At 71.5% G+C, this 25,139-nt stretch carries 20 protein-coding genes; 11 read left to right on the forward strand and 9 right to left on the reverse strand.

Going from position 1 to position 25,139, the window contains the following annotated elements; translation table 11 throughout:
* Positions 1-415: 415 nt before the first annotated feature.
* Entirely contained in the window at positions 416-1,243 is an 828-nt protein-coding gene (locus tag ACFYNS_RS27835) for an alpha/beta fold hydrolase (RefSeq protein WP_388605570.1), read from the reverse strand.
* Between the two features lie 70 nt (positions 1,244-1,313).
* Here ACFYNS_RS27835 and ACFYNS_RS27840 point away from each other — a divergent pair, with 70 nt between their 5' ends.
* On the forward strand, positions 1,314-2,264 hold the full coding sequence (locus ACFYNS_RS27840; protein ID WP_360294604.1) for a helix-turn-helix domain-containing protein: 951 nt from the start codon (positions 1,314-1,316) through the stop codon (positions 2,262-2,264).
* Positions 2,265-2,425: 161 nt separating this feature from the next.
* Here ACFYNS_RS27840 and ACFYNS_RS27845 read toward each other — a convergent pair whose 3' ends face one another.
* The 5 genes from ACFYNS_RS27845 to ACFYNS_RS27865 are packed head-to-tail and all read right to left on the reverse strand — an operon-like array spanning position 2,426 to position 8,075.
* Positions 2,426-3,736: a DUF58 domain-containing protein gene (locus tag ACFYNS_RS27845; protein WP_360294607.1), complete on the reverse strand. Its 1,311-nt coding sequence runs from the start codon at positions 3,734-3,736 to the stop codon at positions 2,426-2,428.
* Between the two features lie 17 nt (positions 3,737-3,753).
* Entirely contained in the window at positions 3,754-4,719 is a 966-nt protein-coding gene (locus ACFYNS_RS27850; protein ID WP_360294609.1) for a MoxR family ATPase, read from the reverse strand.
* Positions 4,716-5,969 carry a DUF4350 domain-containing protein gene (locus tag ACFYNS_RS27855; protein ID WP_388605572.1) on the reverse strand — a complete coding sequence of 418 codons (1,254 nt, stop codon included), beginning with the start codon at positions 5,967-5,969 and terminating at the stop codon, positions 4,716-4,718. The genes ACFYNS_RS27850 and ACFYNS_RS27855 overlap by 4 nt, the downstream gene beginning before the upstream one ends.
* On the reverse strand, positions 5,966-6,703 hold the full coding sequence (locus ACFYNS_RS27860) for a DUF4129 domain-containing protein (protein WP_360294615.1): 738 nt from the start codon (positions 6,701-6,703) through the stop codon (positions 5,966-5,968). Before ACFYNS_RS27860 ends, ACFYNS_RS27855 begins: the two co-directional genes overlap by 4 nt.
* Positions 6,704-6,707: 4 nt before the next feature.
* Positions 6,708-8,075: a glycerophosphoryl diester phosphodiesterase membrane domain-containing protein gene (locus ACFYNS_RS27865; protein WP_388605574.1), complete on the reverse strand. Its 1,368-nt coding sequence runs from the start codon at positions 8,073-8,075 to the stop codon at positions 6,708-6,710.
* Between the two features lie 128 nt (positions 8,076-8,203).
* Here ACFYNS_RS27865 and mtnA point away from each other — a divergent pair, with 128 nt between their 5' ends.
* The 7 genes from mtnA (at position 8,204) to ACFYNS_RS27900 (ending at position 16,701) form a co-directional block, all read left to right on the forward strand.
* Positions 8,204-9,337 carry an S-methyl-5-thioribose-1-phosphate isomerase gene (gene mtnA, locus ACFYNS_RS27870; protein ID WP_388605576.1) on the forward strand — a complete coding sequence of 378 codons (1,134 nt, stop codon included), beginning with the start codon at positions 8,204-8,206 and terminating at the stop codon, positions 9,335-9,337.
* A complete protein-coding gene (gene mtrA, locus ACFYNS_RS27875; RefSeq protein ID WP_019354225.1) occupies positions 9,334-10,011 on the forward strand; it encodes a two-component system response regulator MtrA in 678 nt (225 codons plus the stop codon). The genes mtnA and mtrA overlap by 4 nt, the downstream gene beginning before the upstream one ends.
* Position 10,012: 1 nt before the next feature.
* Positions 10,013-11,935 (forward strand): MtrAB system histidine kinase MtrB, encoded by a 1,923-nt coding sequence (gene mtrB, locus ACFYNS_RS27880; RefSeq protein WP_388605578.1) that lies wholly within the window; start codon positions 10,013-10,015, stop codon positions 11,933-11,935.
* Positions 11,932-13,797: an LpqB family beta-propeller domain-containing protein gene (locus ACFYNS_RS27885; protein WP_360294628.1), complete on the forward strand. Its 1,866-nt coding sequence runs from the start codon at positions 11,932-11,934 to the stop codon at positions 13,795-13,797. Before mtrB ends, ACFYNS_RS27885 begins: the two co-directional genes overlap by 4 nt.
* Before the next feature lie 322 nt (positions 13,798-14,119).
* Entirely contained in the window at positions 14,120-14,734 is a 615-nt protein-coding gene (locus tag ACFYNS_RS27890; RefSeq protein WP_360294631.1) for a ComF family protein, read from the forward strand.
* A 302-nt stretch (positions 14,735-15,036) separates the two neighbouring features.
* Complete coding sequence (gene hpf / locus ACFYNS_RS27895; protein WP_360294665.1) at positions 15,037-15,738, forward strand: ribosome hibernation-promoting factor, HPF/YfiA family; 702 nt, start codon at positions 15,037-15,039, stop codon at positions 15,736-15,738.
* Between the two features lie 210 nt (positions 15,739-15,948).
* Positions 15,949-16,701 (forward strand): response regulator transcription factor, encoded by a 753-nt coding sequence (locus ACFYNS_RS27900; RefSeq protein WP_019354230.1) that lies wholly within the window; start codon positions 15,949-15,951, stop codon positions 16,699-16,701.
* Positions 16,702-16,795: 94 nt separating this feature from the next.
* Here ACFYNS_RS27900 and ACFYNS_RS27905 read toward each other — a convergent pair whose 3' ends face one another.
* Complete coding sequence (locus ACFYNS_RS27905) at positions 16,796-18,010, reverse strand: winged helix-turn-helix domain-containing protein (RefSeq protein WP_388605580.1); 1,215 nt, start codon at positions 18,008-18,010, stop codon at positions 16,796-16,798.
* 308 nt (positions 18,011-18,318) lie between these two features.
* Positions 18,319-18,969 carry a GNAT family protein gene (locus tag ACFYNS_RS27910; RefSeq protein ID WP_360300679.1) on the reverse strand — a complete coding sequence of 217 codons (651 nt, stop codon included), beginning with the start codon at positions 18,967-18,969 and terminating at the stop codon, positions 18,319-18,321.
* Positions 18,970-19,165: 196 nt separating this feature from the next.
* On the opposite strand from ACFYNS_RS27910, the gene secA reads away from it, so the two are divergent.
* On the forward strand, positions 19,166-22,012 hold the full coding sequence (secA, locus tag ACFYNS_RS27915) for a preprotein translocase subunit SecA (protein WP_360300682.1): 2,847 nt from the start codon (positions 19,166-19,168) through the stop codon (positions 22,010-22,012).
* A 507-nt stretch (positions 22,013-22,519) separates the two neighbouring features.
* On the opposite strand, the gene ACFYNS_RS27920 is transcribed toward secA, so the two are convergent.
* Positions 22,520-22,999, reverse strand: a complete 480-nt coding sequence (locus ACFYNS_RS27920) for an Rv3235 family protein (protein ID WP_360300684.1) — start codon at positions 22,997-22,999, stop codon at positions 22,520-22,522.
* 284 nt (positions 23,000-23,283) lie between these two features.
* Here ACFYNS_RS27920 and ACFYNS_RS27925 point away from each other — a divergent pair, with 284 nt between their 5' ends.
* Both ACFYNS_RS27925 and ACFYNS_RS27930 read left to right on the forward strand, forming a co-directional pair.
* Positions 23,284-23,811 carry a DUF6912 family protein gene (locus ACFYNS_RS27925; RefSeq protein ID WP_360300687.1) on the forward strand — a complete coding sequence of 176 codons (528 nt, stop codon included), beginning with the start codon at positions 23,284-23,286 and terminating at the stop codon, positions 23,809-23,811.
* A 150-nt stretch (positions 23,812-23,961) separates the two neighbouring features.
* On the forward strand, positions 23,962-24,642 hold the full coding sequence (locus ACFYNS_RS27930; protein ID WP_360300689.1) for an HAD family hydrolase: 681 nt from the start codon (positions 23,962-23,964) through the stop codon (positions 24,640-24,642).
* The last annotated feature ends 497 nt before the right edge of the window (positions 24,643-25,139 follow it).

Consider the following 25,139-nt stretch of genomic DNA (forward strand, 5'->3'; position numbering starts at 1 on the left):
CTGCATGCGGGAGCGTGTGGGAGAGTAGGACGCCGCCGAACTCCTTGTGGGGAAAGCCCCGTCGGATGTATCCGACGGGGCTTTCTCACGTTCAGGCCGCTCCGCTTTCCGGGGCTCGATCTCCCGTCTGTCGGCACGGACTGACGAGGGCCCGCTCTCCGGAGACGAAGTGCATGGCGGACAGCCGTGGCGGAGGCCGTCTGCTTCTGCCTGATCGAGCCGATGCTGCCGATCTGACCCGAGAAGACTCCCGGTCCGAGGTCGGTACCGGACCGGCTGTGCCTGCGGGGCATCCTGTACGGGCTCCACAACGACATCGTCTGGCAACTGCTGCCCCTGGAACTGGGTTCGTCCCGGGCTGGACCTGTTGGCTCGGGACGACCGAAACGTGACCCCATGACGAGTTCGAGGATCTTTACGGTGTGAAGAAGTCGGCGAGTGCGCGGCCGATTTGGTCGGGGGCGTTCTCCGTGGGGATGTGATCCGCATTCGGGATGCGGATGAGCGTGGTGCGGGGCATCTCCGCGGCGAATCGTTCGGCGTATTCCACCGTCTCGTGGAGGTCATCTTCCCCCCAGATCAACAGCTTGGAGACGGTGGACTGCTGCAGTGCGGGAACGAGGTCAAGGGTGTAGCGGTTGTCGGCTGCGCCCGCCAGGGCCATCCAGGAGCGGCGCACCCGCTCATCGGTCCACGGATCCACGTAGTCCGCTGTCAACGACTCCGTGGCGATACCGGCGAGCACCCTCGTAATCGCCTGCCGGCGGGCGGCCAGCACGCCCTCGCCCGTGTCTCCGCCCTGGAATCGGGCCACGTGGGGCGCGGGCCAGGAGTCGTAGAGGACCGAGTTGACCAAGGCGAACCGGGACACCTCGAGCAGGTTGTGGGCAAGAAGGTGCTGGGCGACGGCGCCGCCGATGTCGTGTCCTGCCAGGGCGACGGGACCGGCGAGGTCCAGTGCAGAGACGAATCGCGTCACCCAGTCGGCGAGGGCCGGGACGGTGGCCGTTTCGGGGGTGAGCCGGCCTCCTGAGCGTCCCAGCCCGGGGAGGTCGACCGCGAGGGGCCGCAGCCCCGCTTCGGCGAGGTGGTCGAGTACGGGGAGCCAGACACGGCTCCAGTACGTTCCGTGCAACATCAGCACGGGCGGGGCGTCCTGCCGCCCTGCGGTCAAGTAGCTGGCCATCTCGTCGTCGACCTGGACTGCGGTCCGCAGCACTGTCGCTTCGGTGCTTTCGCTCATGGGCCCACTGTGTCCTGTGCGGGTCATCCGGCCGAGAGTCCAGAAAGACGCCTAGAAGTACAATCCTGCCATGTGCTCTCATCGGGTGGTGGCCTTGCTCAATCCGCCTCAGTCGCCCTTCGAGCTCTCCTGCGCCGGCGAGGTCTTCGGCACCGCCCCACTGGACGGGCCGCCCCGCTACAGCTTCGGGATCTGCGCCGAGAGCCCCGGCCCACTGCCGACCACCGCCGGCTATGCGATGGTCGTCGACGCCGGGCTGGGGGCCCTGGAGCAGGCGGACACCGTGATCGTGCCCGGCTGGCAGCCGCCCGGCGCCCCCGCGCCACCAGCAGTCACCGCGGCACTGCGGGCTGCCCACCGCCGCGGGGCGAGGATCGTCGCCATCTGCACGGGAGCCTTCATCCTCGCCCAGGCCGGACTGCTGGACGGCCGCCGCGCCACCACTCACTGGCGCCACACCACCCAACTCGCCGCCACCTTCCCCCAGGTGCTTCTCGAGCGGGACGTGCTCTTCGTGGACCACGGTGACGTTGCCACCAGCGCCGGAACCGGCGCGGGCATCGACCTGTGCCTGCACCTGGTCCGTTCCGATCACGGCGCTGCGTACGCGGCCCAGATCGCCAGAAACATGGTCCTGCCGCCGCATCGCGAGGGCAGCCAACTCCAGTACGCCGTACAGCCCACACCGGCCAAGGCGGACGAGTCGTTGGCACCTCTGCTGGAGTGGGCCACCTCCCGGCTCGACACCCGACTGACCCTCGACCGACTCGCCGAACGCGCCGGGCTGTCCAGCCGGACCCTCGCCCGGCGCTTCACCGAACAACTCGGCACCAGTCCAGGGCAGTGGCTGCTCGACCAGCGTGTCGACGCGGCACGCGTCTTGTTGGAAGAGACCGACCTGCCGGTCGAAGCCGTCGCCACCCGCGTCGGACTCACCTCGGCAGTCAACCTGCGCCGCCGCTTCCGGGCACATCTCGGCACCACCCCGGGCGCCTACCGACGCACCTTCAGTCAAACCTGAGGGCGGAGCCGGGCATCGGCTCCGGTGGTGTGGGGCGAAACACCCACACCACCGTGCCCTGCAAGGACACCTTCAACAACATCCTGTTACGAGCTCCCAGGGAGCACCCATCGTCCAGTGTCCGGAGATCGACCGGAGCCGATAGGCCCCTTGCCCACTGTTCACAGCCGTCCCGCGGCTTTGAGGGAGAGATACGCGTCGGTCAGCGCGGAGGCGAGACGGGACGGGGGCTCGTCCACGACAGTCACGCCATGCCGGCGCAGACGCTCTGCCGTCTCCTGCCGTTCCGCAAGCGCCTGTGCTGCGGCCGCCGCACCGTACACCGCGTCGAGAGTGCCCCGTCCGCGCGCCATCTCCTCGATGCGGGGATCGGATACCGAGGCGACGAGAACGGTGTGGCGTCGGGTGAGGAGCGGCAGAGCAGGCAGCAGCCCCGCGTCGACCGGTGCCCGGTCGAGCCCGGTCAGGAGAACCAGGAGCGACCCGCTGGGTGTGGCACGGAGGGCCCTCGCCGCCAGAGCGCGCAGGTCGGATTCCGTGAGAGCGGGCTCGAGAGGAGCCATGGCGGCTACGAGCGCGGGCAGAGCGTCGGTACCGGCGCGGCCGATGACGCTCGTCCTGGTGGCACGGTCATGGGCGAGCATGTCGACGCGGTCGCCGGCGCGGACGGCCGAGGCGGCGAGGAGCAGTGCTGCGTCCATGGCCACATCCAGGCGGGGGACGTCACCGACTCGGCCCGCCGAGGTGCGGCCCGTGTCGAGGACGAGCAGGATCCGGCGGTCCCGCTCGGGCCGCCAGGTCCGGACGGCCACCTCCGCACGGCGCGCCGTGGCACGCCAGTCGATGGAACGGGTGTCGTCTCCGGGCGCGTAGTCCCGCAGACTGTCGAACTCCGTCCCCTCGCCGCTCGTCAGGATGCTGGTGCGGCCGTCGAGTTCGCGGAGGCGGGCCAGTTTGCCCGGAAGGAGTCTCCGACTGGGGAAGGCGGGAAGGACACGGACAGTCCAGGAGACCTCGTGATGCCCCTGGCGTGCGGCGAGCCCCAGGGGGCCGCGGGAACGGACCGTGACACGTACCGCTTCGCGGTCTCCGCGGCGGGTGGGCTGGAGCCGGGTGGTGACCCGGCGCCGTTCTCCCGGGGGCACGCGGAGCGTATGGCGGCCCGCGTGGTCGGAGATGTCCTGCGGCCAACTGCTGGGCGGCCAGGCGTCGCGGAGATGCGCGTGCAGGATGCGACCACTGGGATTCGTGACGAGGAGAGAGACGAGTGCCTGTTCGCCGAGTCGAACTGAGGTGTCACCGCTTCGGGTGAACAGGAGCTGACTCACTGGCGCTGCCAGGAGAAGGTCGGCCACGATGGCAATCAGCAGGGGAAGTTCGACGGCGAGGATCCCGGTCCAACTGGGCAGCAGGAGGCCCACGATGAGTGTGGCCAGGCCGGCTGCCAGGGCCGTTCTGCCTGTGAGGGCCATGGTGGAATCCCGGATTCTCAGCGGGGGACTGGGGTGTGGGTCAGAACGGAGTGCAGCACGCTGTCAGAGGTGACACCTTCCATCTCGGCCTCGGGCCGTAGCCGGACGCGGTGTCGGAGTGCAGGCGGGGCGAACGCCTTCACGTCGTCCGGCGTGACGTAGTCGCGACCGGTGAGCCAGGCCCAGGCGCGGGCGGCGGAGAGCAGAGCGGTAGCGCCTCGGGGGGAAACCCCGAGGGAGAGCGAGGGGGAATCGCGGGTGGCACGGCAGATATCGACGACATAGCCGGTGACGTCGGAGGACACGGTGGTCCGGGCGACGGCTGCGCGCGCGGCTTCGATCTCGGCGGGGCCCGCGACGGGGCGTACGCCCACGGCGGCCAGGTCCCGGGGGTCGAAGCCCTCGGCGTGCCGGGTGAGTACATCGAGTTCGGTTTCCCGCGAGGGCAGCGGGATGTTCAGTTTGAGCAGGAAGCGGTCGAGCTGGGCTTCGGGCAGGGGATAGGTCCCCTCGTACTCGACGGGGTTCTGGGTGGCGGCGACCAGGAAGGGCTGGGGAAGCGGATGAGGTCGGCCGTCGACAGAGACCTGGTGTTCTTCCATCGCTTCCAACAGGGACGCCTGCGTCTTGGGAGGAGTGCGGTTGATTTCGTCGGCGAGCAGGAGGTTGGTGAACACCGGGCCGGGCTGGAAGGAGAACGTGGCAGCGCGCGAGTCGTAGATCAGTGATCCGGTGACATCGCCGGGCATCAGGTCCGGTGTGAACTGAACCCGCTTGGTGTCGAGTTCGAGTGCTGCCGCCAGCGTGCGCACCAGGAGTGTCTTGGCGACGCCTGGCACGCCCTCGAGTAGAACGTGCCCTCGGCACAGCAGGGCGATGACGAGGCCGGTGACTGCGGCGTCCTGTCCTACGACAGCCTTGGAGATTTCCTCACGGAGGGCTTCGAGGGCGCTGCGGGCGCTGTCTGCGGAGGGGGTGCTCACTGGGTGATGTCCTTGTCTGCCCTTCGACGGTGCTGCTGGGGGCCGGAGGGGGCGAAGAGTTCTTCGAGATGGTCGAGTTCGTCCGCGAGATGGAGCAGCGCGGCGTCGTTCGGAGGAGGGGAGCCGAAGAGGAGGGAGCGGATCCTGGCCTCGTCGTATGCCGGTTCACCCGGTTCGGGTGATGCGCGGTGCACTGGTCGTGAGGCCAGGGCAGGGACGAGGACCTCGCGGTCGTGCGCCTGCGCGCGAGGCACCCCGGCCAGGAGGGCGAGCCGGGCGCGGCAGGAGGTGCGGAGGGAGTCGGCCGCGTGCCCGCGGTCATTGGCTTTGCGGTAGAGGCGGGATCTTCCCTCTGTCGTCTCGGCCGCGGGCACAGCGACCGGGAGCTGTTCGGTGACGAGCGGGCCCAGCCGCCGTGCCCTCCACAAAGCGGCGAGGAGGGCCGCGACGGCGAGTTGTACAGCCGCCCAGGACCAGCCGCCGGGCAGCAGGTCGAAGAAACTGCGCGCCTGGTCGTCGGAGGGAGCCGCACCGCTGTCGGAGGGGAGGTACCAGAGGAGCTGTGGATGCGGTCCGAGGAGTTGGAGGGCCAGGGAGGCGTTGCCGTGGTGGTCGAAGTGTTCGTTGCGGAGGGGATCGGTCGTCCCGAGGAGGACGGTGTCGCCGCGGGATGGCGAGTGGAGGCGCAGCAGGGTGGCGCGGCCGTTCCGCGGATAGCAGCTCTCGGCGAGTCGGTCGGTGGTGCTGTAGCGGTGTCCGCCGAGATCCGCACTGCCGGCCCGGCGGGCCGCGGCCAGGTCGCAGTCCGGACGTGTCGGCTGGACGGGCAGGCCGGCGAAGGTGCGGATGCCGGGAGTGAGAGCGGAGGCCGTTCGCGCATCCGGTGCCAGCAGGACGGTGCGGCCGGAGTCCTCGGCCGCCTTGCGGACGGCGGCGCGCTGGCGCTCGGTGAGGGAGTCGGGGAAGGGGACCAGAAGTGTGGTGCCGGGGCCGGTCTGTCGTCGCAGGGCGGCGGAGCCGGTGACGACCGTGGTGTGCACGCCCCGATCAGTGAGGAGACGGGCGAGGGCTCTGCTGCCGTCGGGCGAGGCCGAGCGGGGGTCCAGCGGGGCGGTGTGCTCGGTGGAGCGGAGCGCGGCGAGGGTCACCCCGGCGACGGCGAGGAGCGCGGCAGCCAGGAGGAGCCCGCGGGCCCGCTGCCATATATGACGTGCAGGGGGCGAGGCGGATGTGGGAGCCGTGGTGGTCACACGGCCCATCCGTGGGACGTCGGCGCCGAGGAGGTGCGGCTCGCGAGCGGGGCGGGAGTGGTGCGGAGGAGGGCGTGGTCCAGGTCGCGGAGGAGGGCGTAGTCGGCGGGGTCGGCCGGCCGGTCGGCGTAGCTGACCTCGTCGAAGGTGCGGGCAGCGGCGCGCAGCCGTTCGGCGAGCTCTGGGAGGTCGGTGGCGGCCTCGGTGGTGGCTTCGTCGGCTGTGCGGCCCGGGCGGGGGTCGAGCAGTGCGCGCTCCTCCAGGGAACGGACCAGTGCGCGCATCCGCTCCTGGACGGCCGGGGTCCAGCGGTCGGCCTGGGCGTGGGATTCGGCAGCTGCGCGGTGGTCGGCCGCGCTGCGGAGCCGGTCGGGGAACAGGGCCGCGGAGCCGATGGTGGAGCGGGTGCGGAGGGCGCCCAGACGGAGGCGGAGGGCGACGAGGAGAAGGACGAGGACGAAGGCCAGGACCGTGAGGCCCACCGATCCGCCCGGGGCGGCTTCCGCGGCGGTGCGGAGCAGGTCGCCGAGGCGGTCCCACAACCAGTCGAGGGCGCGATGCAGCAGGGAGGGGTCGTGATGGTGGTACTCGGGGCGGGACAGTTCCCGCTCGGCGTCCTCGCGGGCCGGCAGCCGGGGGGTGGTGACAGGGCCGTCGCCCTCGTCGACGGTGGCCGCCCGGTGGAGAGGGGCGGCGCAGCAGCGGGAGAGCGCGTCGATGTGTCCCCCCGGCACGGTGTCAGCCTCCCGCGGCGGGGTGCTCGGTGTCCTGGTGCTCGAAGCCGGGGACGCCCGCCGCGCGGGCCAGTTCGAGGTCGAGGGCCTCGCGGCGGATGCGCTGGTCGAGGTAGAGGAGGGCGGTGATGCCTGCGCTGAGGGGAAGGGCCACGGTCGACGCCAGGACGGAGCCGATGCCGTTGATGACGAGGGAGGTCCAGGTCGTCGCGGCAGCGGGATCGGTGAGGGTGTCGCCGCCGCTGACGAGTGCGGAGATGGCAGTGGTCGGCAACGAGACCACGAAGGAGATGGCGGTGATCAGGACCAGGGTGAGCAGCTGGATGCCCAGGATGCGCCACCAGCTTCCCGTCACCAGTTTGGCCGAGCGCCGCATGGCGTCGAACAGCCCCTGCTTCTCCAGCATCAGCGCGGGCGGCGCGAGGCAGAACCGGACCCAGACCCAGGCCGCGGCGGCGATTCCGCCGAGCAGCCCGAGGAACAGCAGGATGAGCGCCGGTCCGACCGGACCCGCGAGTGCGACGAGGATCCCGGGGAGCAGGCAGCCGAAGAGGACGAGGCAGACCAGGAGAGGAAGGAGGAGGAGCAGACCGAGCAGGCGGGGGAGCTGGGGCCGTGCGTCGCGCCATGCCTCGCCGGGAGTGACCGGGCGGCCGAGGACCGCACGGCTGACGACCACGGTGAGCATCGCGGTGGCGACCACCGTGCCCAGCATCCCGACGACCCAGGTCACGCTCAGAGTGCTGAGCGTGTCGGTGAGGGCGTTGTTCAGCTCCTCGAGGCTGGGCTCGTCGTTCTTGGTCAGGGTCTCGAACGCGGTGGAGTCGCCGAGCCAGAGCCGCATGGTGAGGACCGAGACGAGCTCGGTGAGGACGGCGACGACGAGGGCGATGCCCAGCGCGGTGCGCCAGTGGGCGCGCATGGCGCTGACGGAGCCGTCCAGGATCTCGCCGATGCCCAGGGGGCGGAGCGGGACGACGCCGGGCTTCGCGGCTTGCGGCGGGTGTGCCCAGGCGGTGGGCGGGCCGTTGTGGTTCCAGCCCGGGGTGGGGCCGGGGCCGGGTGGTCCGGTTCCGGGGCCCGCTGTCCGCCCTCGGGGGCCGCCGGGGTGCTGCCGCGGGATCTGCCCCCGGTTGCCGCGCCGGGCTTGGCTGTCGTCCCGGTCGCCCCAGTTCCAGCCCTGGGGGGCGGCAGGTGGCTGGTCGGCGGCCCAGTTGCGGGGGCGATCGTCCGCCTCGGGTCGCGGTGCCTCGGGTGTGGCGCGCTCCGTGTCGTCGCCCGTCGGGTCCCCGGTGTGCTGTCCGGGCGTGCCGGAGGGGCGGGGGGCGGGCGAAGCGGATCCGGGCGAGGCCCGGTCCGGGGAGTCGTTCACGTGAGGTCACCTCGTGTAATCCCGGGCCTGGTGGGCTGCCCATCGTGCCACGGGGTGGTGCGGGTGCGGCCAGTCGGGAGCCTGCGACGCCCTTCAACGGGCCGGCGCCGAGCGGGCAGACTGGACGGATGGCTGACGAGTGTGTGCCCGTGATCCGTTACGAAGAGTCACCGGAGGGGCCCGCGGTGGTCCTTCTCGATCAGACCCGGCTGCCGGTGGAGGAGGCGGAGCTGGTGTGCGCGGACGTGCCGACGCTGGTGGCCGCCATCCGGTCGCTGGCGGTGCGGGGTGCGCCGGTTCTGGGCATCGCCGGTGGCTACGGGGTCGCGTTGGCCGCGGCGCGGGGTTCCGACGTGGCGGAGGCCGCGGAGCAGTTGGCGCATGCACGGCCGACGGCGGTGAACCTCGCCTACGGGGCGCGACGGGTGGAGGCCGCGTATCAGGAGGCTGCCGGTGGTGGTGCGGCGCATGCGGCTGCCCGGGCGCTGGCCGCGGCGCGGGCGCTGCACCTGGAGGACGCCGAGGCGAGCGAGCGGATGGCGGGGCATGGGAGGGAGCTGCTGGCGGGTCTGGTGCCCGGTGGCGGACTGCGGATCCTGACGCACTGCAACACGGGGAGGTTGGTGTCCGGTGGGGAGGGCACGGCACTGGCCGTGGTGAAGGCCGTGCACCGGGACGGTGAGCTGCGGCGGCTGTGGGTGGGGGAGACGCGTCCGCTGCTGCAGGGGTCGAGGCTGACGGCGTACGAGGCGGCCGAGGCGGGGATGGCCTACAGCGTGCTGGCGGACGGTGCCGCCGGGTCGCTGTTCGCGGCCGGTGAGGTGGATGCGGTGCTCGTGGGTGCCGACCGGATCGCGGCGGACGGTTCGGTGGCGAACAAGGTCGGCACGTATCCGTTGGCGGTGCTGGCGCGTCACCATGGGGTGCCGTTCGTGGTGGTGGCTCCGGTGACCACGATCGATCCGGACACGGAGACGGGCAGTGGTATCGAGGTGGAGCAGCGGGCGGCCCGTGAGGTGACGGTGGGGCCGGCTCCCGGGCCCGAACCGGGTCAGGCGGGTGCTGGAGGGGGCCCGGTGCTGGCTCCGGTGGGGGCGCACGCCTACAATCCGGCGTTCGATGTGACGCCGTCCGCCCTGGTCACGGCAGTGGTCACGGATGAGGGGACAGCCTCTCCCGTGACGGCTGCCAGTATTGCGGAACTGTGTTCCACATCACGAAAGCGAGCGTCACGATTGGCTAATGGGATGATGAAGGCATGAAGGGACGCGTCCTTGTCGTCGATGACGACACCGCACTGGCAGAAATGCTCGGCATTGTGCTGCGCGGAGAAGGTTTTGAACCGTCGTTCGTCGCGGACGGCGACAAGGCGCTCGCCGCCTTTCGGGAGACCAAGCCGGATCTGGTGCTGCTCGATCTGATGCTGCCGGGGAGGGACGGGATCGAGGTGTGCCGCCTGATCCGGGCCGAATCCGGCGTACCGGTGGTCATGCTCACGGCCAAGAGCGACACGGTCGATGTGGTGGTCGGGCTCGAGTCCGGGGCCGACGACTACATCGTCAAGCCGTTCAAGCCCAAGGAGCTGGTGGCGCGGATCAGGGCGCGGTTGCGGCGCTCCGAGGAGCCCGCGCCGGAGCAGTTGGCCATCGGCGACCTGGTGATCGACGTGGCCGGGCACTCGGTCAAGCGGGAGGGCCGGTCCATAGCCCTGACCCCGCTCGAGTTCGACCTCCTGGTGGCGCTGGCGCGGAAACCGTGGCAGGTCTTCACCCGCGAGGTGCTGCTGGAGCAGGTGTGGGGCTACCGGCACGCGGCGGACACCAGGCTGGTCAATGTGCACGTGCAGCGGCTGCGCTCGAAGGTCGAGAAGGACCCGGAGCGGCCGGAGATCGTCGTGACCGTGCGGGGTGTGGGCTACAAGGCCGGGCCGGGCTGAGATGGCCCGGAACACCGCACCGAACCGCACCGGTGGGGGGCGGGGCGCGGGTCGCGAGTCCGACGTGTCCAAATTCGGACGCCTGTGGAGGAGTGGAGTCCTCTTCTCCGACGGTCTGCTCCCCGAGGGGGCGACCGGTCCCGGCGCGCGCCCCATGGTGCGGTTCTTCGTGCGGTGGGTGCGGAGGCCGCTGCTGCCCGTGATGCGGCTGTGGCGGCGGAACATCCAGCTTCGGGTGGTCGTGGCGACGCTGCTGCTCTCGCTCGGAGTCGTGCTGCTCCTGGGGCTCGTCGTCATCGGGCAGGTCCGTAACGGCTTGCTGGAGGCCAAGGAGCAGACCGCGCAGAGCCAGGCTTCCGGCGGCTTCGCCGCCGCCGAGCGGATGGCCGACAGCGCCGGCAGCGGCCCCAGCGGCGGTGAGGACAGCATCCGGGGCAGCAGGGGTGCGCAGAACTCCGGCACCTGGTTGACCAACCTGGTCGAACAGCTCGCCAGCAGTGGCCAGGGCGTCTATTCGGTGGTGGCGCTCGGTTCCGACAACAGCGAGTCGCCCTTTCTCGGCAACAGCAGCCTCACCACGCGCGGCCCGCGCGCGGGCGGCGACATCCGTCCCGAGAGCATCCCCGCCGATCTGCGCAAGGCCCTGGACGACGAGCCGGGCCCGCACCGCCGGTACGCCCGGGTCTACCAGCAGGACTCGACCCGCGAACCGGCGTTGATCGTCGGCAAGCGCCTCAACGACGCGCGCGGCAACCCCTTCCAGCTCTACTACGTCTTCCCCTTCATCCAGGAGGAGGAGTCGCTGAGCCTGGTCAAGGGCACCCTGGCGACGGCAGGGGTGTTCGTCGTGGTGCTGCTGGGCGCGATCGCGTGGCTGGTCGTACGGCAGGTTGTGACGCCCGTGCGGATGGCGGCCGGGATCTCCGAGCGGCTGGCGGCCGGGCGGCTCCAGGAGCGGATGAAGGTCACCGGTGAGGACGACATCGCCCGGTTGGGGGAGTCGTTCAACAAGATGGCGCAGAACCTCCAGCTCAAGATCCAGCAGCTGGAGGAGCTGTCCCGGATGCAGCGCCGCTTCGTCTCGGATGTCTCGCACGAGCTGCGGACGCCCTTGACGACGGTGCGGATGGCGGCCGATGTGATCCACGAGGCGCGTGAGGACTTCGACCCGGTGACCGCCCGCTCGGCCGAGCTGCTGCTCGGGCAGCTCGACCGGTTCGAATCGCTGCTGGCGGACCTGCTGGAGATCAGCCGGTTCGACGCGGGCGCCGCCAACCTCGAGCCGAGCGCCGTCGATCTGCGGGATGTGGTCCACCGGGTGGTGGAGGGCAGCGAGCCGCTCGCCGAGCGCAAGGGCAGCAGGATCCGGGTGAAGGGTGACGAGCAGCCCGTGGTCGCCGAGATGGACGGCCGCAGGATCGAGCGGGTGCTGCGCAATCTGGTCGACAACGCGGTGGAGCACGGAGAGGGCCGCGACGTGGTGGTGCGCCTGGCGACCGGGGGCGGTGCCGTGGCGGTGGCCGTGCGGGACTACGGCGTCGGCCTCAAGGAGGGCGAGGCCGAGCGCGTCTTCAACCGCTTCTGGCGCGCCGACCCGGCCCGGGCCCGCACCACGGGCGGTACCGGACTGGGGCTGTCGATCGCGCTGGAGGACGCCCGGCTGCACGGTGGGTGGCTGCGCGCCTGGGGCGCGCCGGGTGACGGATCGCAGTTCCTGCTCGTCCTGCCCTGCACGGCCGGGGAGCCGCTGCGCGGCTCTCCGCTGCGGTTGGAGCCCGAGGACTCGCGCAGGAAGCGGGAGCGGGCCAGGGAGCGGCAGCGGCAGGCGGTCGCGGCGGGAATCGCGTCGGCGCCGGCCAACGGAGCAACCGGCGGGGCGCGGAACGACGAGCGGGCAGGGCACTCCGGAGAGGAGCGGGGATGAGAGCGGCCGAGGAGCGTACGCGGCGGGGCGGAACCGCCGCGCGGCGGCGGCGCGCCCTGATCGTGCTCGCCTCGTGCGGCGCGCTGCTCGCCGGGTGTGCGTCGATGCCGGACGGGGGCAAGGTCAAGCACGTCAGCTCCTCGCACCGCAGCGGAGTCGACTCCCAGGTGCGGGTCTACAGCGTCAGTCCGCAGAAGGGCGAGGCGCCGACCCAGATAGTCCGGGGTTTTTTGGAGGCGACGACCAGCGACGAGGCCACATTCCCCACCGCGCGCGAATACATGACCCCCGACATGGCCCGCAAATGGGACCCGTTCGCGTCGACGACGGTGCTCTCGGACGCGCCGGGTGCGGTGAAGGCGCCGCCGGAGAGCACCGCTGTCAAGGGCGGCTATTCGGTGGAGGTCTCGGGCGACCGGATGGCCGAGGTGGACAACAAGCACGCCTATTCGCCCTCCGAGGGCAAGTACAGCGAGGTCTTCCGGCTGACCAAGGTGAAAGGGGAGTGGCGCATCGACGAGATGCCGGACGGCCTCGTGCTCGGCGAGTCCGACTTCCAGCGCATCTACCGCCCCATCAACACCTACTACTACGCGCAGCTCGGGCCGGATGCGGCTTCGATCACCGACGGACAGAACGTGCTCGTCGCCGATCCGGTCTATCTTCGGCGACGCATCGACCCGGTCACCGAGACGGTGTCCGCGCTTCTGCAGGGTCCGTCCGGCTGGATCGACCCCGTGGTCGGCTCCTCCTTCCCGCGCGGCAGCCGCCTGGCGCGCGGACAGCACCTCTCGCTCGACGACTCGGGCGTGCTGCGGCTGCGGCTCAACGCCCGCGCTGCCGAGGCGGGTGGCAGGCGATGCGCGCGGATGGCGGCGCAGGTGCTGTACTCGGTGCAGGACCAGGCGTCGGCGAAGGTCGGCAAGGTGGAACTGGCCGGTCCCAAGGACCGGCAGCTCTGCTCCCGGACCCGGGAGCAGGTGGCCGCCTACCAGCCGGGCCGCCTCAACGGCAGCGCGAAGCGGGCGTACTTCATCGACGGGAAGCACCGCGTCGCGTCCTTCAAGAGCAAGAGCGCGTCGGCGCGGCCGGTCGAAGGCCCGCTGGGCAGCGGGCAGGTGGAGATGGGTGCGGTCGCGGTCAACCGGATCGAGAGCGAGGGCGCTGCCGTCTCGCGCGGCCGGCGCGCCCTCTACGTCGCCTCCCTTGAGGGCAGCAGTGCCAGCACCGCGCTCGGCGATCCGGTGCTCACCAGCGCGGCGGAGAAGGAGAAGGACCGGCTGACGGCGCCGAGCTGGGACGGGCTGGGCGACCTGTGGGTCGCCGACCGTGACCCGGATGCTCCCCGGCTGCTGCGGTTGCGCAGCGGCAAGGAGCAGCCCGACGAGGTGAGAGTGCCGGACCTGGGCGACGACGAGCGCATCGAGTCGCTGCGGGTCGCCTCCGACGGGGTGCGGATCCTGCTGCGGGTGCGGGACGGCGAGGGCCATGCCTCGCTGCAGCTCGGCCGGGTGGTACGCGGGGGGACGGCGAAGAACTCCCGGGTGACGGTCGAGCAGTTGCGTCCGGTCGCTCCCCAGCTGGTGGACGTCTCGGCGGTCTCGTGGGCGGGCGGCAGCCGTCTCGTGGTGGTGGGACGCGAGTCGGGGAGTGTGCAGCAACTGCAGTACATGGAGACCGACGGCTCGGTCTCCGACCAGCCGACGCTCCCGGGGATCACTGACGTGACGGGGGTTGCCGCCTCCGAGGACGAGAGCAAGCCGCTGCTCGCCGATTCCGAGGACGGCATCGTGCGGCTGCCCCCGGACGCGAACTGGCGGATGCTCACGGAGGACGGCTCGGCCCCCGCCTACCCGGGCTGAGCCCGTTCGGCGTGCCGGACCGCTGCCCGGACCGGGATCCGGCGGGCCCTGGAGGCATCTGTGAGCCGCGGTGTTGCGGCGCATGGGCGCTGACGGCCGGGGGGGGCCGGCCACCCGGGCGTTCCGGGAGTTTTCCACAGGGGTGGTGGCGCCGGATCCCCGGTGCCAGAGTGGGGCCATGTCGAGGACCTGGCTGGGACTTCGGCGGGAACTCGCAGGTCTGGTGCTGCCCGTGGGGTGTGCCGGATGCGGTCGCCCGCGCACGCGGGACCGCTTGTGCGAAGAGTGCAGCAGCGTGCTGAATGGCGCGGTGCCGCGGCGGGTGAGTCCCTCGCGCGTACCGTCCGGACTGCCGCAGGTGTATGGAGCCCTCACCTACACCGACGAGGCCCGAGCCGCGCTGCTCGCTCACAAGGAGCGCGGTGCCCTGGGGCTGGCCGCGCCGCTGGGAGCGGTGCTCGCACGTGCTGTCGAACGCGCCTCGCGTGCGGCGGGCACCTCTGCGCCGGCCGCACCCGTCCGGGGCGGGTCGTCCGTCGGGGCAGGCTGCCGGTCGGCACGGCGCCCGGCGTCGACCCTGCTGGTTCCGGTGCCCTCCATGCGGCGCGCGGTCGCGGGGCGGGGGCACGACCCGGTGCGGCGTATGGCGCGGGAGGCCGCGGCGGTGCTCAGAGGGCAGGGCATGGCCGCACAGGTGCTGCCGGTGCTGTGCCTGCGCCGGAGGGTGGTCGACCAGGCGGGGCTGGGCGCAGCGGAGCGGACCGCGAATCTTGCCGGAGCTTTGGAGATGGTGCCAGGCGGCGTACGGCTGCTGGGCGAGGGCCGGGTCGTGCTGGTGGACGATGTGATGACGACGGGCGCGACGCTCGCGGAGGCGTCGCGGGCGCTGGGAGGGGTGGACTCGGCTGCGGTGCTCGCCGTGGCCTCGGTCGAGTGATCAAGAAGAACGGAAAGTTGCCCCACGTGACGCGATGGAACTATCAGATCGGGGACGTCGTTGCAGGTGGTACCAGGGTTCGCTCCCCTGATCGGAGGTACGTGCCGGTAGGGGGTGCCGAGCCTCCCCCAGTGGAGGTACGTTCGGATTGAGTGGCGATCTCTCCTCCGGGGGAGAAGGAGGTGAAACTCGCAAGCCGACTCGAGCCGGAGAGCCAAACGGCGGGAGGGCCGAGCCTCCGGCGTCAGTGCACCAAGGACGGTCGCACGGGAATGTGGGACCGTCCGGGAACGGAGTTCTGCGTGGACATCGTCGTCAAGGGTCGCAAGACAGAGGTGCCCGACCGGTTCCGCAAGCACGTGGCCGAAAAGCTGGAGAAGGTTCAGAAGCTCGACGGCAAGGTGATCAACCTTGAGGTCGAGGTGGCCAAGGAGCACAACCCCCGGCAGGCCGACCGTTCCGACAGGGTTGAGATCACCCTGCGTACGCGTGGACCGGTCATTCGCGCGGAGGCAGCAGCCTCCGACCCGTACGCGGCGCTCGACCTGGCCTCCAGCAAGCTGGAAGCCCGGCTGCGCAAGCAGGCCGACAAGCGTCGCGTCCACCGCGGCGGCAGCCGCGCACCGATGAGCGTGGCGGCGGCGACCGCCCACCTCGCGTCGGAACTCAACGGAGAACTGGACGCCGCCGCCGGGTCGGTGGCCGTGGCTTCGGAGGCTGACGGCCAGCCCGTGGTCACCAAGATGGGACCGCTGGAGGTCCGCGGCGAAGGACCGCTCATCGTCCGCGAGAAGACGCACGCGGCAGCGCCCATGACGCTGGACCAGGCGCTCTACGAGATGGAGTTGGTGGGCCACGACTTCTATCTGTTCGTCGACTCCGAGACCAAGCAGCCCAGTGTCGTCTACCGTCGGCACGGCTATGACTACGGCGTGATTCATCTGGAGCCGGACCCGTTCGTACAGGACCCGCCGCCCGGAGCGGGCGGGGCGTTGGGCGGCTGACACCGCCCGGCGCCGGTCAGGTGCGGTCCACCGGCGATCCGCCGGGCACGGTCCGGCACCCGCTCTGCGCGCCACCGGCTTGATGTTCGCGCCCCCGGCCGGATCTCGGGACCCGGCCGGGGGCGTCGGCATGAGTAACATCAAGGCCCGGGCCAACCTCCGTTGGCCGTAGCGGGGTTGGTGGGAGATCAGGGTGCAGGGGGAGGAACGATGGTGGACAGCTTCGGGCCCGTGATGCCCGTGCCCGACGCACACCCGGGCCCGGTGGCGGAAGAGGAGCCCTACGAGCGGGAGCGGCGCAAGGAGCCGATCCGGGTGCTGGTCGTCGACGACCACGCGCTGTTCCGGCGCGGGTTGGAGATCGTGCTGGCCCAGGAGGAGGACATCCAGGTCGTCGGAGAGGCCGGGGACGGGGCCGAGGCGGTGGACAAGGCGGCGGATCTGCTGCCCGACATCGTGCTGATGGATGTGCGGATGCCGAAGCGGGGCGGGATCGAGGCGTGCACCTCCATCAAGGAGGTCGCACCGAGCGCCAAGATCATCATGCTGACGATCAGCGACGAGGAGGCCGACCTCTACGACGCCATCAAGGCGGGTGCGACCGGATATCTGCTCAAGGAGATCTCCACGGACGAGGTCTCCACGGCGATCCGGGCCGTGGCCGACGGCCAGTCGCAGATCAGTCCCTCGATGGCGGCGAAGCTCCTCACCGAGTTCAAATCCATGATCCAGCGCACCGACGAGAGCAAACTGGTGCCCGCGCCCAAGCTCACCGACCGGGAGCTGGAGGTGCTCAAGCTGGTGGCCACCGGGATGAACAACCGGGACATCGCCAAAGAGCTCTTCATCAGCGAGAACACCGTGAAGAACCACGTCCGCAACATCCTGGAGAAGCTTCAGCTCCACTCCCGGATGGAGGCCGTGGTCTACGCGATGCGGGAGAAGATCCTCGAAATCCGCTGACGCGCGGACAGCGGACCGCCGCGTGCGGACAGGAACACCGCGAACGGGCGGCAGGCGCCGCCCGCGGGCAGAGAGCCGCCGGGGTGCGGGCGGCTCACCCGCCCAGCGCGTCGAGTGCGCTGCGGAGCCGGGGCCGCAGCTCCTCGGGGGCGCAGCGCTCCACCCGCACCGCGTCGCAGCCCACCCACGCGGCCGCCTCGCACAGCGCCTGCGCCATCGGTTCCACGGCTTTCGCGCTCTTCAGGGAGAGCTGGCGGGCGACCAGCGTGGTGCCCTCCCGGGCCGGGTCCACGCGACCGACGAGCTTGCCGCCTGCCAGCAGGGGCATCGCGAAGTAGCCGTGCACCCGCCTCGGCTTCGGGACGTACGCTTCCAGCCGGTGCTGGAAGCCGAAGACGCGTTCCGTGCGGGGGCGGTCCCAGACCAGCGAGTCGAACGGGGAGAGCAGCGTCGTACGGTGCCGACCGCGCGGTGCGGACTCCAGGGCTGCCGGGTCGGCCCAGCCGGGCTTGGGCCACCCCTGCACCCGGACCGGCACCAGCCCGGTGTCCGGCAGTACCGACTCCACCTGTTCGGCCTTGAGGCGGTGGTAGTCGGCCAGATCGGCCCGGGTGGCGACGCCCAGCGCCGAGCCCGCCTGGGCGACGAGTCGGCGCAGGCATGCGGGGTCGTCCAGGTCGTCGTGGAACAAGGCGCCGGGGATCGCGCGCTCCGCGAGGTCGTAGACGCGCTTCCAGCCGCGCCGCTCGGTGACCACGACCTCCCCGATGTCCAGCAGCCACTCGACCGCGATCTTGCTCTCGGACCAGTCCCACCACTCGCCGCCGTTCCGGCCGCCGCCCAGGTCCGCCGTGGTCAGCGGGCCCTCCGCACGGAGCCGGTCGCGGACGGCCGCGCACGAGCCCTCGCGGTCGGTCATCTGGTGCCACCGGTGGCCGCGGTCGCGGAAGGCGCGGCGGCGGAAGGCGAAGTGCGGCCACTCCTCGATCGGCAGCACGCACGCGGCGTGCGACCAGTACTCGAAGCTGTGCGCTCCGGACCAGTAGGCCGACTCCACGGCCTGTCGTCCCACAGCCCCCAGCCGGGCGTAGGGCACCAGTTCGTGCGAACGGGCCAGGACCGAGATCGTGTCCAACTGGACCGCGCCCAGGTGCCGCAGTACTCCGCGCGCTCCTGCCCTGCGGTCCGGGGCTCCCAGCAGTCCCTGCGCACGCAGTGCGATCCGCCGGGCCTCGGCGGCGGAGAGGGAGACCTGCGGCGCATGGGCGCCGCCGGCCGGGACAGCGGTGGCAGGCAGACCGGTCGTCATGCGGCACACCCTAGGCGGGGCCACTGACACTCCCCGCGCCGAGCCGTCGGGCCCGAACCGCCGCCGAGCGGCTGCTCGGCGGTCGACGAGTGGCTTCCCGGCGGCTGCCTGCCTCGCACGTCTGCCCGCACCCGGCCGTGACCGGTGCTCCTGGAGCGCCCGCCCCGACTGCTGATTCCCCTCGCGGCGGTCCCCGTCTCCCGCAGCGCCTGCCAGCGCCTGCCAGCGCCTGCCAGCGCCTGCCAGCGCCTGCCAGCGCGGGCCAGCGCGGGCTGTGCGCGGGAGCTGCGCGGGCTGTTCCGGGGGAGCTATCCGCGTGGCCGCGAGGGCAGGTAGGGGGTCGGCTGCGGGTGTCCCAGGTCCGGGGGGAGCAGGGCGGCGACGCGGGCGTCACGGCGTGTTCCCCTGTGCACGATGCGTGCCCGCGCGATGCCCTCCTCCACGAAGCCGAGCCGTTGCGCCACGGCGCGTGAGCCGGTGTTCTCCACCTGGGCCAGCCACTCCAGCCGCTCCACTCCCAGCGCGGTGAACGCCCAGTCCGCCACGGCACGCGCGGCCTCCGCGGTGTAGCCCTTGCGCCGGTGGCCGCGTGCTGTCCAGAAGCCCAGTTCGGCCTGGCGTTCGGCGGTGTGCAGGGAGAGCCGGACCAGTCCCATGGAGCCCACCAGTTCGCCGCCGGTGCCGCCGTCCGCCGCACGGCCGTCCTCCGCTCCGCCGTCACCGCTCCCGTCCGCGCCGCCGCGGGTGAAGACGCCGAAGTTGTACATCGTGTCCTCCCGCCAGCCGTTCGCGCTCACACCCCGGACGAACTCCTCGGCGTCGTTGAGCGTGTACGGCTCGGGCACCGGGACGAAGCGCTGGATGTCCGGATCGTCGCAGGCCGCGGCGAGCGCCGCCGCGTCCCGCTCCTCGAAGGGACGCAGCAGCAGCCGCTCGGTCCGCAGTGTGATCGGTTCCATAGACCGATTGTGCCGCCGGGGTCCCCGGCACCTTCGGGGGCTCCGGCACGTTGGGGGTACAGGGGCAGTCGTCCCTCGCATACGATGGCCGGTGCGGTACAGGCCCTCGGCAAGGAGAGGACCTCGGTGATCCGCACCGATATCCGCACTGACCGTGCAGACCGTGCCAGGCCCGACCGGCAAGGAGCCACCTTAAGTGTCCGTCTTCGGCAAGCTCATGCGTGCAGGTGAAGGGAAGATCCTGCGCAAGCTGGACCGCGTCGCGCGGCAGGTGAATTCCATCGAAGAGGACTTCGTCGACCTGTCCGACGCCGAGCTGCGCGCGCTCACGGACGAGTACAAGGAACGGTACGCCGAGGGCGAGAGTCTGGACGACCTGATGCCGGAGGCGTTCGCGACCGTCCGCGAGGCCGCCAAGCGCGTACTGGGCGAGCGGCACTACGACGTCCAGTTGATGGGCGGCGCCGCGCTGCACCTCGGCTATGTGGCCGAGATGAAGACCGGCGAGGGCAAGACGCTGGTCGGCACGCTGCCCGCGTATCTGAACGGGCTGTCGGGCGACGGCGTGCACATCGTCACGGTCAACGACTACCTGGCGCAGCGCGACTCCGAGTGGATGGGCCGGGTGCACCGCTTCCTCGGGCTCGAGGTCGGCTGCATCGTCGCCAACATGTCCCCCGCCGAGCGCCGCGAGCAGTACGCCTGCGACATCACCTACGGCACGAACAACGAGTTCGGGTTCGACTACCTGCGGGACAACATGGCGTGGTCGAAGGACGAACTGGTGCAGCGGGGTCACAACTTCGCCATCGTCGACGAGGTGGACTCGATCCTCGTCGACGAGGCCCGTACGCCGCTGATCATCTCCGGCCCCGCCGACCAGGCCACGAAGTGGTACAGCGACTTCGCGAAGCTGGTCAAGCGGCTGGAGAAGGGTGAGCCCGGCGACCCGCGCACCCAGAAGCCGGAGACCGGCGACTACGAGGTCGACGAGAAGAAGCGCACGGTCGGCATCCACGAGTCCGGCGTCGCCAAGGTCGAGGACTGGCTGGGCATCGACAACCTCTACGAGTCGGTCAACACTCCGCTGGTCGGGTACCTCAACAACGCGATCAAGGCCAAGGAGCTCTACAAGAACGACAAGGACTACGTCGTCATGGACGGCGAAGTCATGATCGTCGACGAGCACACCGGCCGCATCCTCGCCGGGCGCCGGTACAACGAGGGCATGCACCAGGCGATCGAGGCCAAGGAGGGGGTGGACATCAAGGACGAGAACCAGACGCTCGCCACGATCACCCTCCAGAACTTCTTCCGCCTCTACAACACCCTTTCGGGCATGACCGGTACGGCCATGACCGAGGCCGCCGAGTTCCACCAGATCTACAAGCTCGGCGTGGTCCCCATCCCGACCAACCGCCCGCTGGCCCGGGCGGACCAGGCCGACCTGATCTACCGCACCGAGGTCGCCAAGTTCGACGCGGTCGTGGACGACATCGCGGACAAGCACGAGTCGGGGCAGCCGATCCTGGTGGGCACCACCTCGGTCGAGAAGTCCGAGTACCTCTCCAAGCAGCTCACCAAGCGCGGCGTCGCCCACCAGGTGCTCAACGCGAAGAACCACGAGCGTGAGGCGCTGATCGTCGCGGAGGCGGGCCGCAAGGGCGCGGTCACGGTCGCCACCAACATGGCCGGCCGCGGTACCGACATCAAGCTCGGCGGCAACGCCGAGGGCATGGCGGAGAACGAGCTGCGCGACCGCGGGCTGGACCCGAACGAGCACCCGGAGGAGTGGGCGGCGGCCCTGCCCACCGCGCTGGACAAGGCCGAGAAGTCGGTCAAGGCGGCCGTGGACGAGGTCAAGGAGCTGGGCGGCCTCTACGTGCTGGGTACCGAGCGCCACGAGTCGCGCCGGATCGACAACCAGCTGCGCGGCCGCTCCGGCCGGCAGGGCGACCCGGGCGAGTCCCGCTTCTACCTGTCGCTCGGCGACGACCTGATGCGGCTGTTCAAGGCGCAGATGGTGGAGCGCGTGATGGCCATGGCCAACGTTCCCGACGACGTCCCGATCGAGAACAAGATGGTGACCCGCGCCATCGCCTCCGCGCAGTCCCAGGTCGAGCAGCAGAACTTCGAGATCCGTAAGAACGTCCTCAAGTACGACGAGGTGCTCAACCGGCAGCGCGAGGTCATCTACGGCGAGCGCCGCCGGGTCCTGGAGGGCGAGGACCTGCACGAGCAGGTGCGGCACTTCATGGACGACACGATCGAGGCGTACGTCCAGGCCGAGACCGTCGAGGGCTTCGCCGAGGAGTGGGACCTGGAGCGACTGTGGAGCGCCTTCAAGCAGCTCTACCCGGTGCAGGTGAGCATCGAGGAGCTGGAGGAGGCCGCGGGCGACCGCGAGGGCCTGACCGCCGACTTCATCATCGAGGCGATCAAGGACGACATCCGCGAGCAGTACGACGCACGTGAGCAGGAGCTGGGCTCCGAGATCATGCGTGAGCTGGAGCGGCGCGTGGTGCTGTCGGTGCTCGACCGCAAGTGGCGCGAGCACCTGTACGAGATGGACTACCTCCAGGAGGGCATCGGCCTGCGCGCGATGGCCCAGAAGGACCCGCTGGTCGAGTACCAGCGGGAGGGCTACGACATGTTCCAGGCCATGATGGACGGCATCAAGGAGGAGTCCGTCGGCTACCTGTTCAACCTGGAGGTCCAGGTCGAGCAGCAGGTCGAGGAGGTGCCGGTCGAGGACGAGGCACCGGCGCCGTCCCTGGAGAAGGAGGGGGCGCGCGACGCCGTACCGGCGGGTGCGGGCGCGGGGCCGGCCCCCGCGATCCACGCCAAGGGGCTGGACCAGCCGCAGCGCCCCGACCGCCTGCACTTCTCGGCGCCGACCGCCGAGGGCGGCGTGGTCGAGCGCGACCTGGACACCAGCGAGACGGCGGACGAGGACGGCGGCGGTCCGGTCCGCTCGTCGGCCGACGGTCTCACCCGCGCCGAGCGCCGCAAGGCCCAGAAGGGGCGCAAGAAGCGGAAGTAGCGCGCTGCGCGGCCGCCGCGCGCCCGACGCGCCCGACCCCGTCGGGCGGCTGTCCGGGGCGGCTCGCGCACTCCTACGCGGCCTGAGGGGCCGGGCACCCGGTGCCCGGCCCCTCAGCCGTGCCCGGTGGCCGCTCGGCCGCGTCCGGGCTGCGTCTGGCCTCTCGTCGGTACGGTTCCTGGCCCCTCGGTCGCCCGGTCTTGCGCCCTTGCGGCGCCGAGCCTCTCGGGTGTGCAAGGGCTTCTCGCCGGGGCCGGGGCCGGGGCCGGGTCCTCCGGCCGGTGTCCGGCTGCTCGGTGGGGCCGGGCCCCTCGACGGAGTCCGGTCCTACGTCCGGGGCGCGTCCCTCGGCCGTGCGGCGCCCGGTCTCCGGTGCGTGCCGGGTGCCTCGACCGTTTCCGACCTCGCCGGACACCTCCATTCACGGGCGGCGCTCGGGCCTCCCGCCGTGCCCGGCTGCGCCTCCGCCGTGCCGGCCCTGTGTGCCCCCGCGGGATTCGGGCGCCTTCAGCCCCCGGCGACGACGTCGAGTTCGACGGCGGTGCAGCGCCAGCGGTTGTCCGGGCACCATTCCAGGCGGAACGCGATGGCGCGCTGGTGGGCGCCGGTGGCGATGCGGGCGAAGGCTTCGATGACACCGGCCCGCGGCTGGGTGCCGCGGGCCTCCAGCACCTCGGGTGCCGTGCGGTCCGTGCCGCGTGGGCGCAGCGGTGCCGAGGGGGCCAGGGCGGTCAGCCGGTCGTAGGCGGGTCCTCGGACGTGGGCCAGCAGGGTGTGGACGGGGCACTGGCCGCTCAGCACCAGCAGCAGCCGGTGGGCGAACCAGAACGGGGGCCGGCCCTGGCGGGCGCGGTGAGCTGCGGCCCGGAGTGCGGCGTCGGCGGGGCGGCGGCTGTCGCGCCGGGCCGGCGGCCGGGTGGGCGCCGGGCGCGGGCCGCGCCTGCGGGGCTGACGTCCGGATGCCGGGTAGGAGACGGGCGTCGTCATGGGCTCCCTCGGGGTGTGTGCCGGGACCCGACGAGCGAATACCGGGCGGTAACTGGCTGGACGGCAATGGTTGTAGCGGCGGAGCGCGGGGTGCCGCAATGCGCGGGGGCGGCCCGGTGGGGGGCTGCGGCAGATTCCCCTATCCGGTGGGGGCGACCCGTGGGTGTTGACTCCGCACCGTGTTCACCTGCGGGTTCGTTCGGCCGCCGAGCAGGGCGCCGTGCGGGGCGTGCCCGTATGCTGACGGGGCATCCGGTCCCGGCGATACACGAAAGCGGCAGCCCATGCGTGTCTATGTCCCTCTGACCCTGCCCGCACTGAGCGAGGCGCACGGTGCGGGTGAACTGGGACCGGCGCCCGTCGAGGCGTACGCGGTCACCCCCGGGCTGCGCGTGTGGTGGGGCTCGGAGGACGCGGAGGAACTGGAGTACGCGGCGCTGCGGCAGGCCGCCGGTGCTTCGCTGCGGCTGCTCGCCGACCAGTACGAGGCGGCGCGCCGCCGGGTCGTCGTCGCGCTGGAGGCCGCCGACGGGACCGTCGTCCCCGAAGAGGAGGACGAGGAGTCCCGGGGCGGCGCGGAGGCGGACGCCGGGGCCGTGGGCCGGGTCCGGCTGACCGCCGCCGTCCCGCTGACCAAGGCGGCCGCCGTCCACCTCGACGCGGAGGACGCGGTGGACGACGTGACCGCCGCGGTCGGTGCGCTGTCCGCGGCGCTCAGCGGTGACGAGCGGGCGGAGCAGGTGGTGGACCGGGCCGACGACCACGAGCTGCTCTGGTTCGCCACCCAGGAGATCCCCGCGCTCGTCGGCTGAGGGGGCTGCCGGAGGACCGCCGATGGACTGCTGAGGAGCCGCCGACCGGCCCCCGGCAGGCCCCGACCGGCTCCGCCCCGCGGCGGCCTGCCGCCCGCAGGGCGGGAAATCGGTGTCGCGATGTCAGTGGCCTCTCCTACCGTCGGCTGCATGGTCCTGGGGCGAGAAGAGCAGTCCGCGCACATCGTGTGGGACTGGAACGGCACACTGCTGCACGACATCCATACGGTCATCGAGGCGACGAACGCCGCGTTCGGCGAGCTCGGTATGCCGAGCATCACACTGGAGCGGTACCGGGAGCTGTTCTGCGTACCGGTGCCGCGCTTCTACCAGCGGCTTCTCGGCAGAATGCCCACCGACGACGAGTGGCGGGTCATGGACGAGACCTTCCACCGGCACTACTGGGCCCTGGCCCCGCGGGCCGGGCTCGCCGAGGGGGCGGCCGAACTGCTGGCCGCCGGACGTTCGGCGGGCCGCACCCAGTCGCTCTGCTCGCTGGCGCCGCACGACCGACTGCTGCCGCTGCTGCGCACCTACGGCATCGAGGAGCACTTCGTACGGGTGGACGGTTCGGTCGGCCCTTCCGGCGGCGGCAAGGCGGCGCAGATGGTGCAGCACCTCGCCGCGCTCCGCGGTGTGGAGCCGCGCCGCACGGTGGTGATCGGGGACGCCGTGGACGACGCCTCGGCAGCCGCGCACGCGGGTGCCCGTGCGGTGCTGTTCACCGGCGGTTCGCACAGCCGCGCCAGCCTGGAGGAGGCGGGCGTCCCGGTGGTCGACACCCTGCACGAGGCCGTCCGGACGGCGGAGCTGCTGGCGGCGGAGCCGTGACCGAAGCCGTGACCAGTGGCAAAACGTGACCAAAGCCGTGACCGGTGACCAACGCCGTGATCAGTGACCAAAGTCGCGACCGAGGCCGCGATCGAGGCCATGACCGAAGCCGCGACCGAAGCCGTCCGGGGTGCGGGAGCCGGCCGGGGAGGCGGCAGAGGCGGCCCGGCAGGGGGCGCGGCGTCCCTGCGCCGCATTGGCCGCGCGGATCACGGTGGCACGGATCACGGTGGCACGGATCACGGCCGCACGGATCACGGTGGCAGCGGTCGGCGCCACCCCGGCTGCCCGAAAGGGGGAACCGTACGGGCCGCTCGCACCGTCTCCGGGAGCGTGCCCCTGGAACGTCGCTTTGCCAGAAGTTTTCCCGAACCCGCTCCACCTGGCCGGTTCGGAGAAGACGATCTCGGCGTTCTCCCTATTCGTACATATAAGGCCCATGACGCGTCGGCGGCCGGGGGCGATAGCCTTACCCACGTGATCAGCGCGATATCCAC

This window comes from Streptomyces sp. NPDC006925 (assembly GCF_042869575.1).
Taxonomy (GTDB): domain Bacteria; phylum Actinomycetota; class Actinomycetes; order Streptomycetales; family Streptomycetaceae; genus Streptomyces.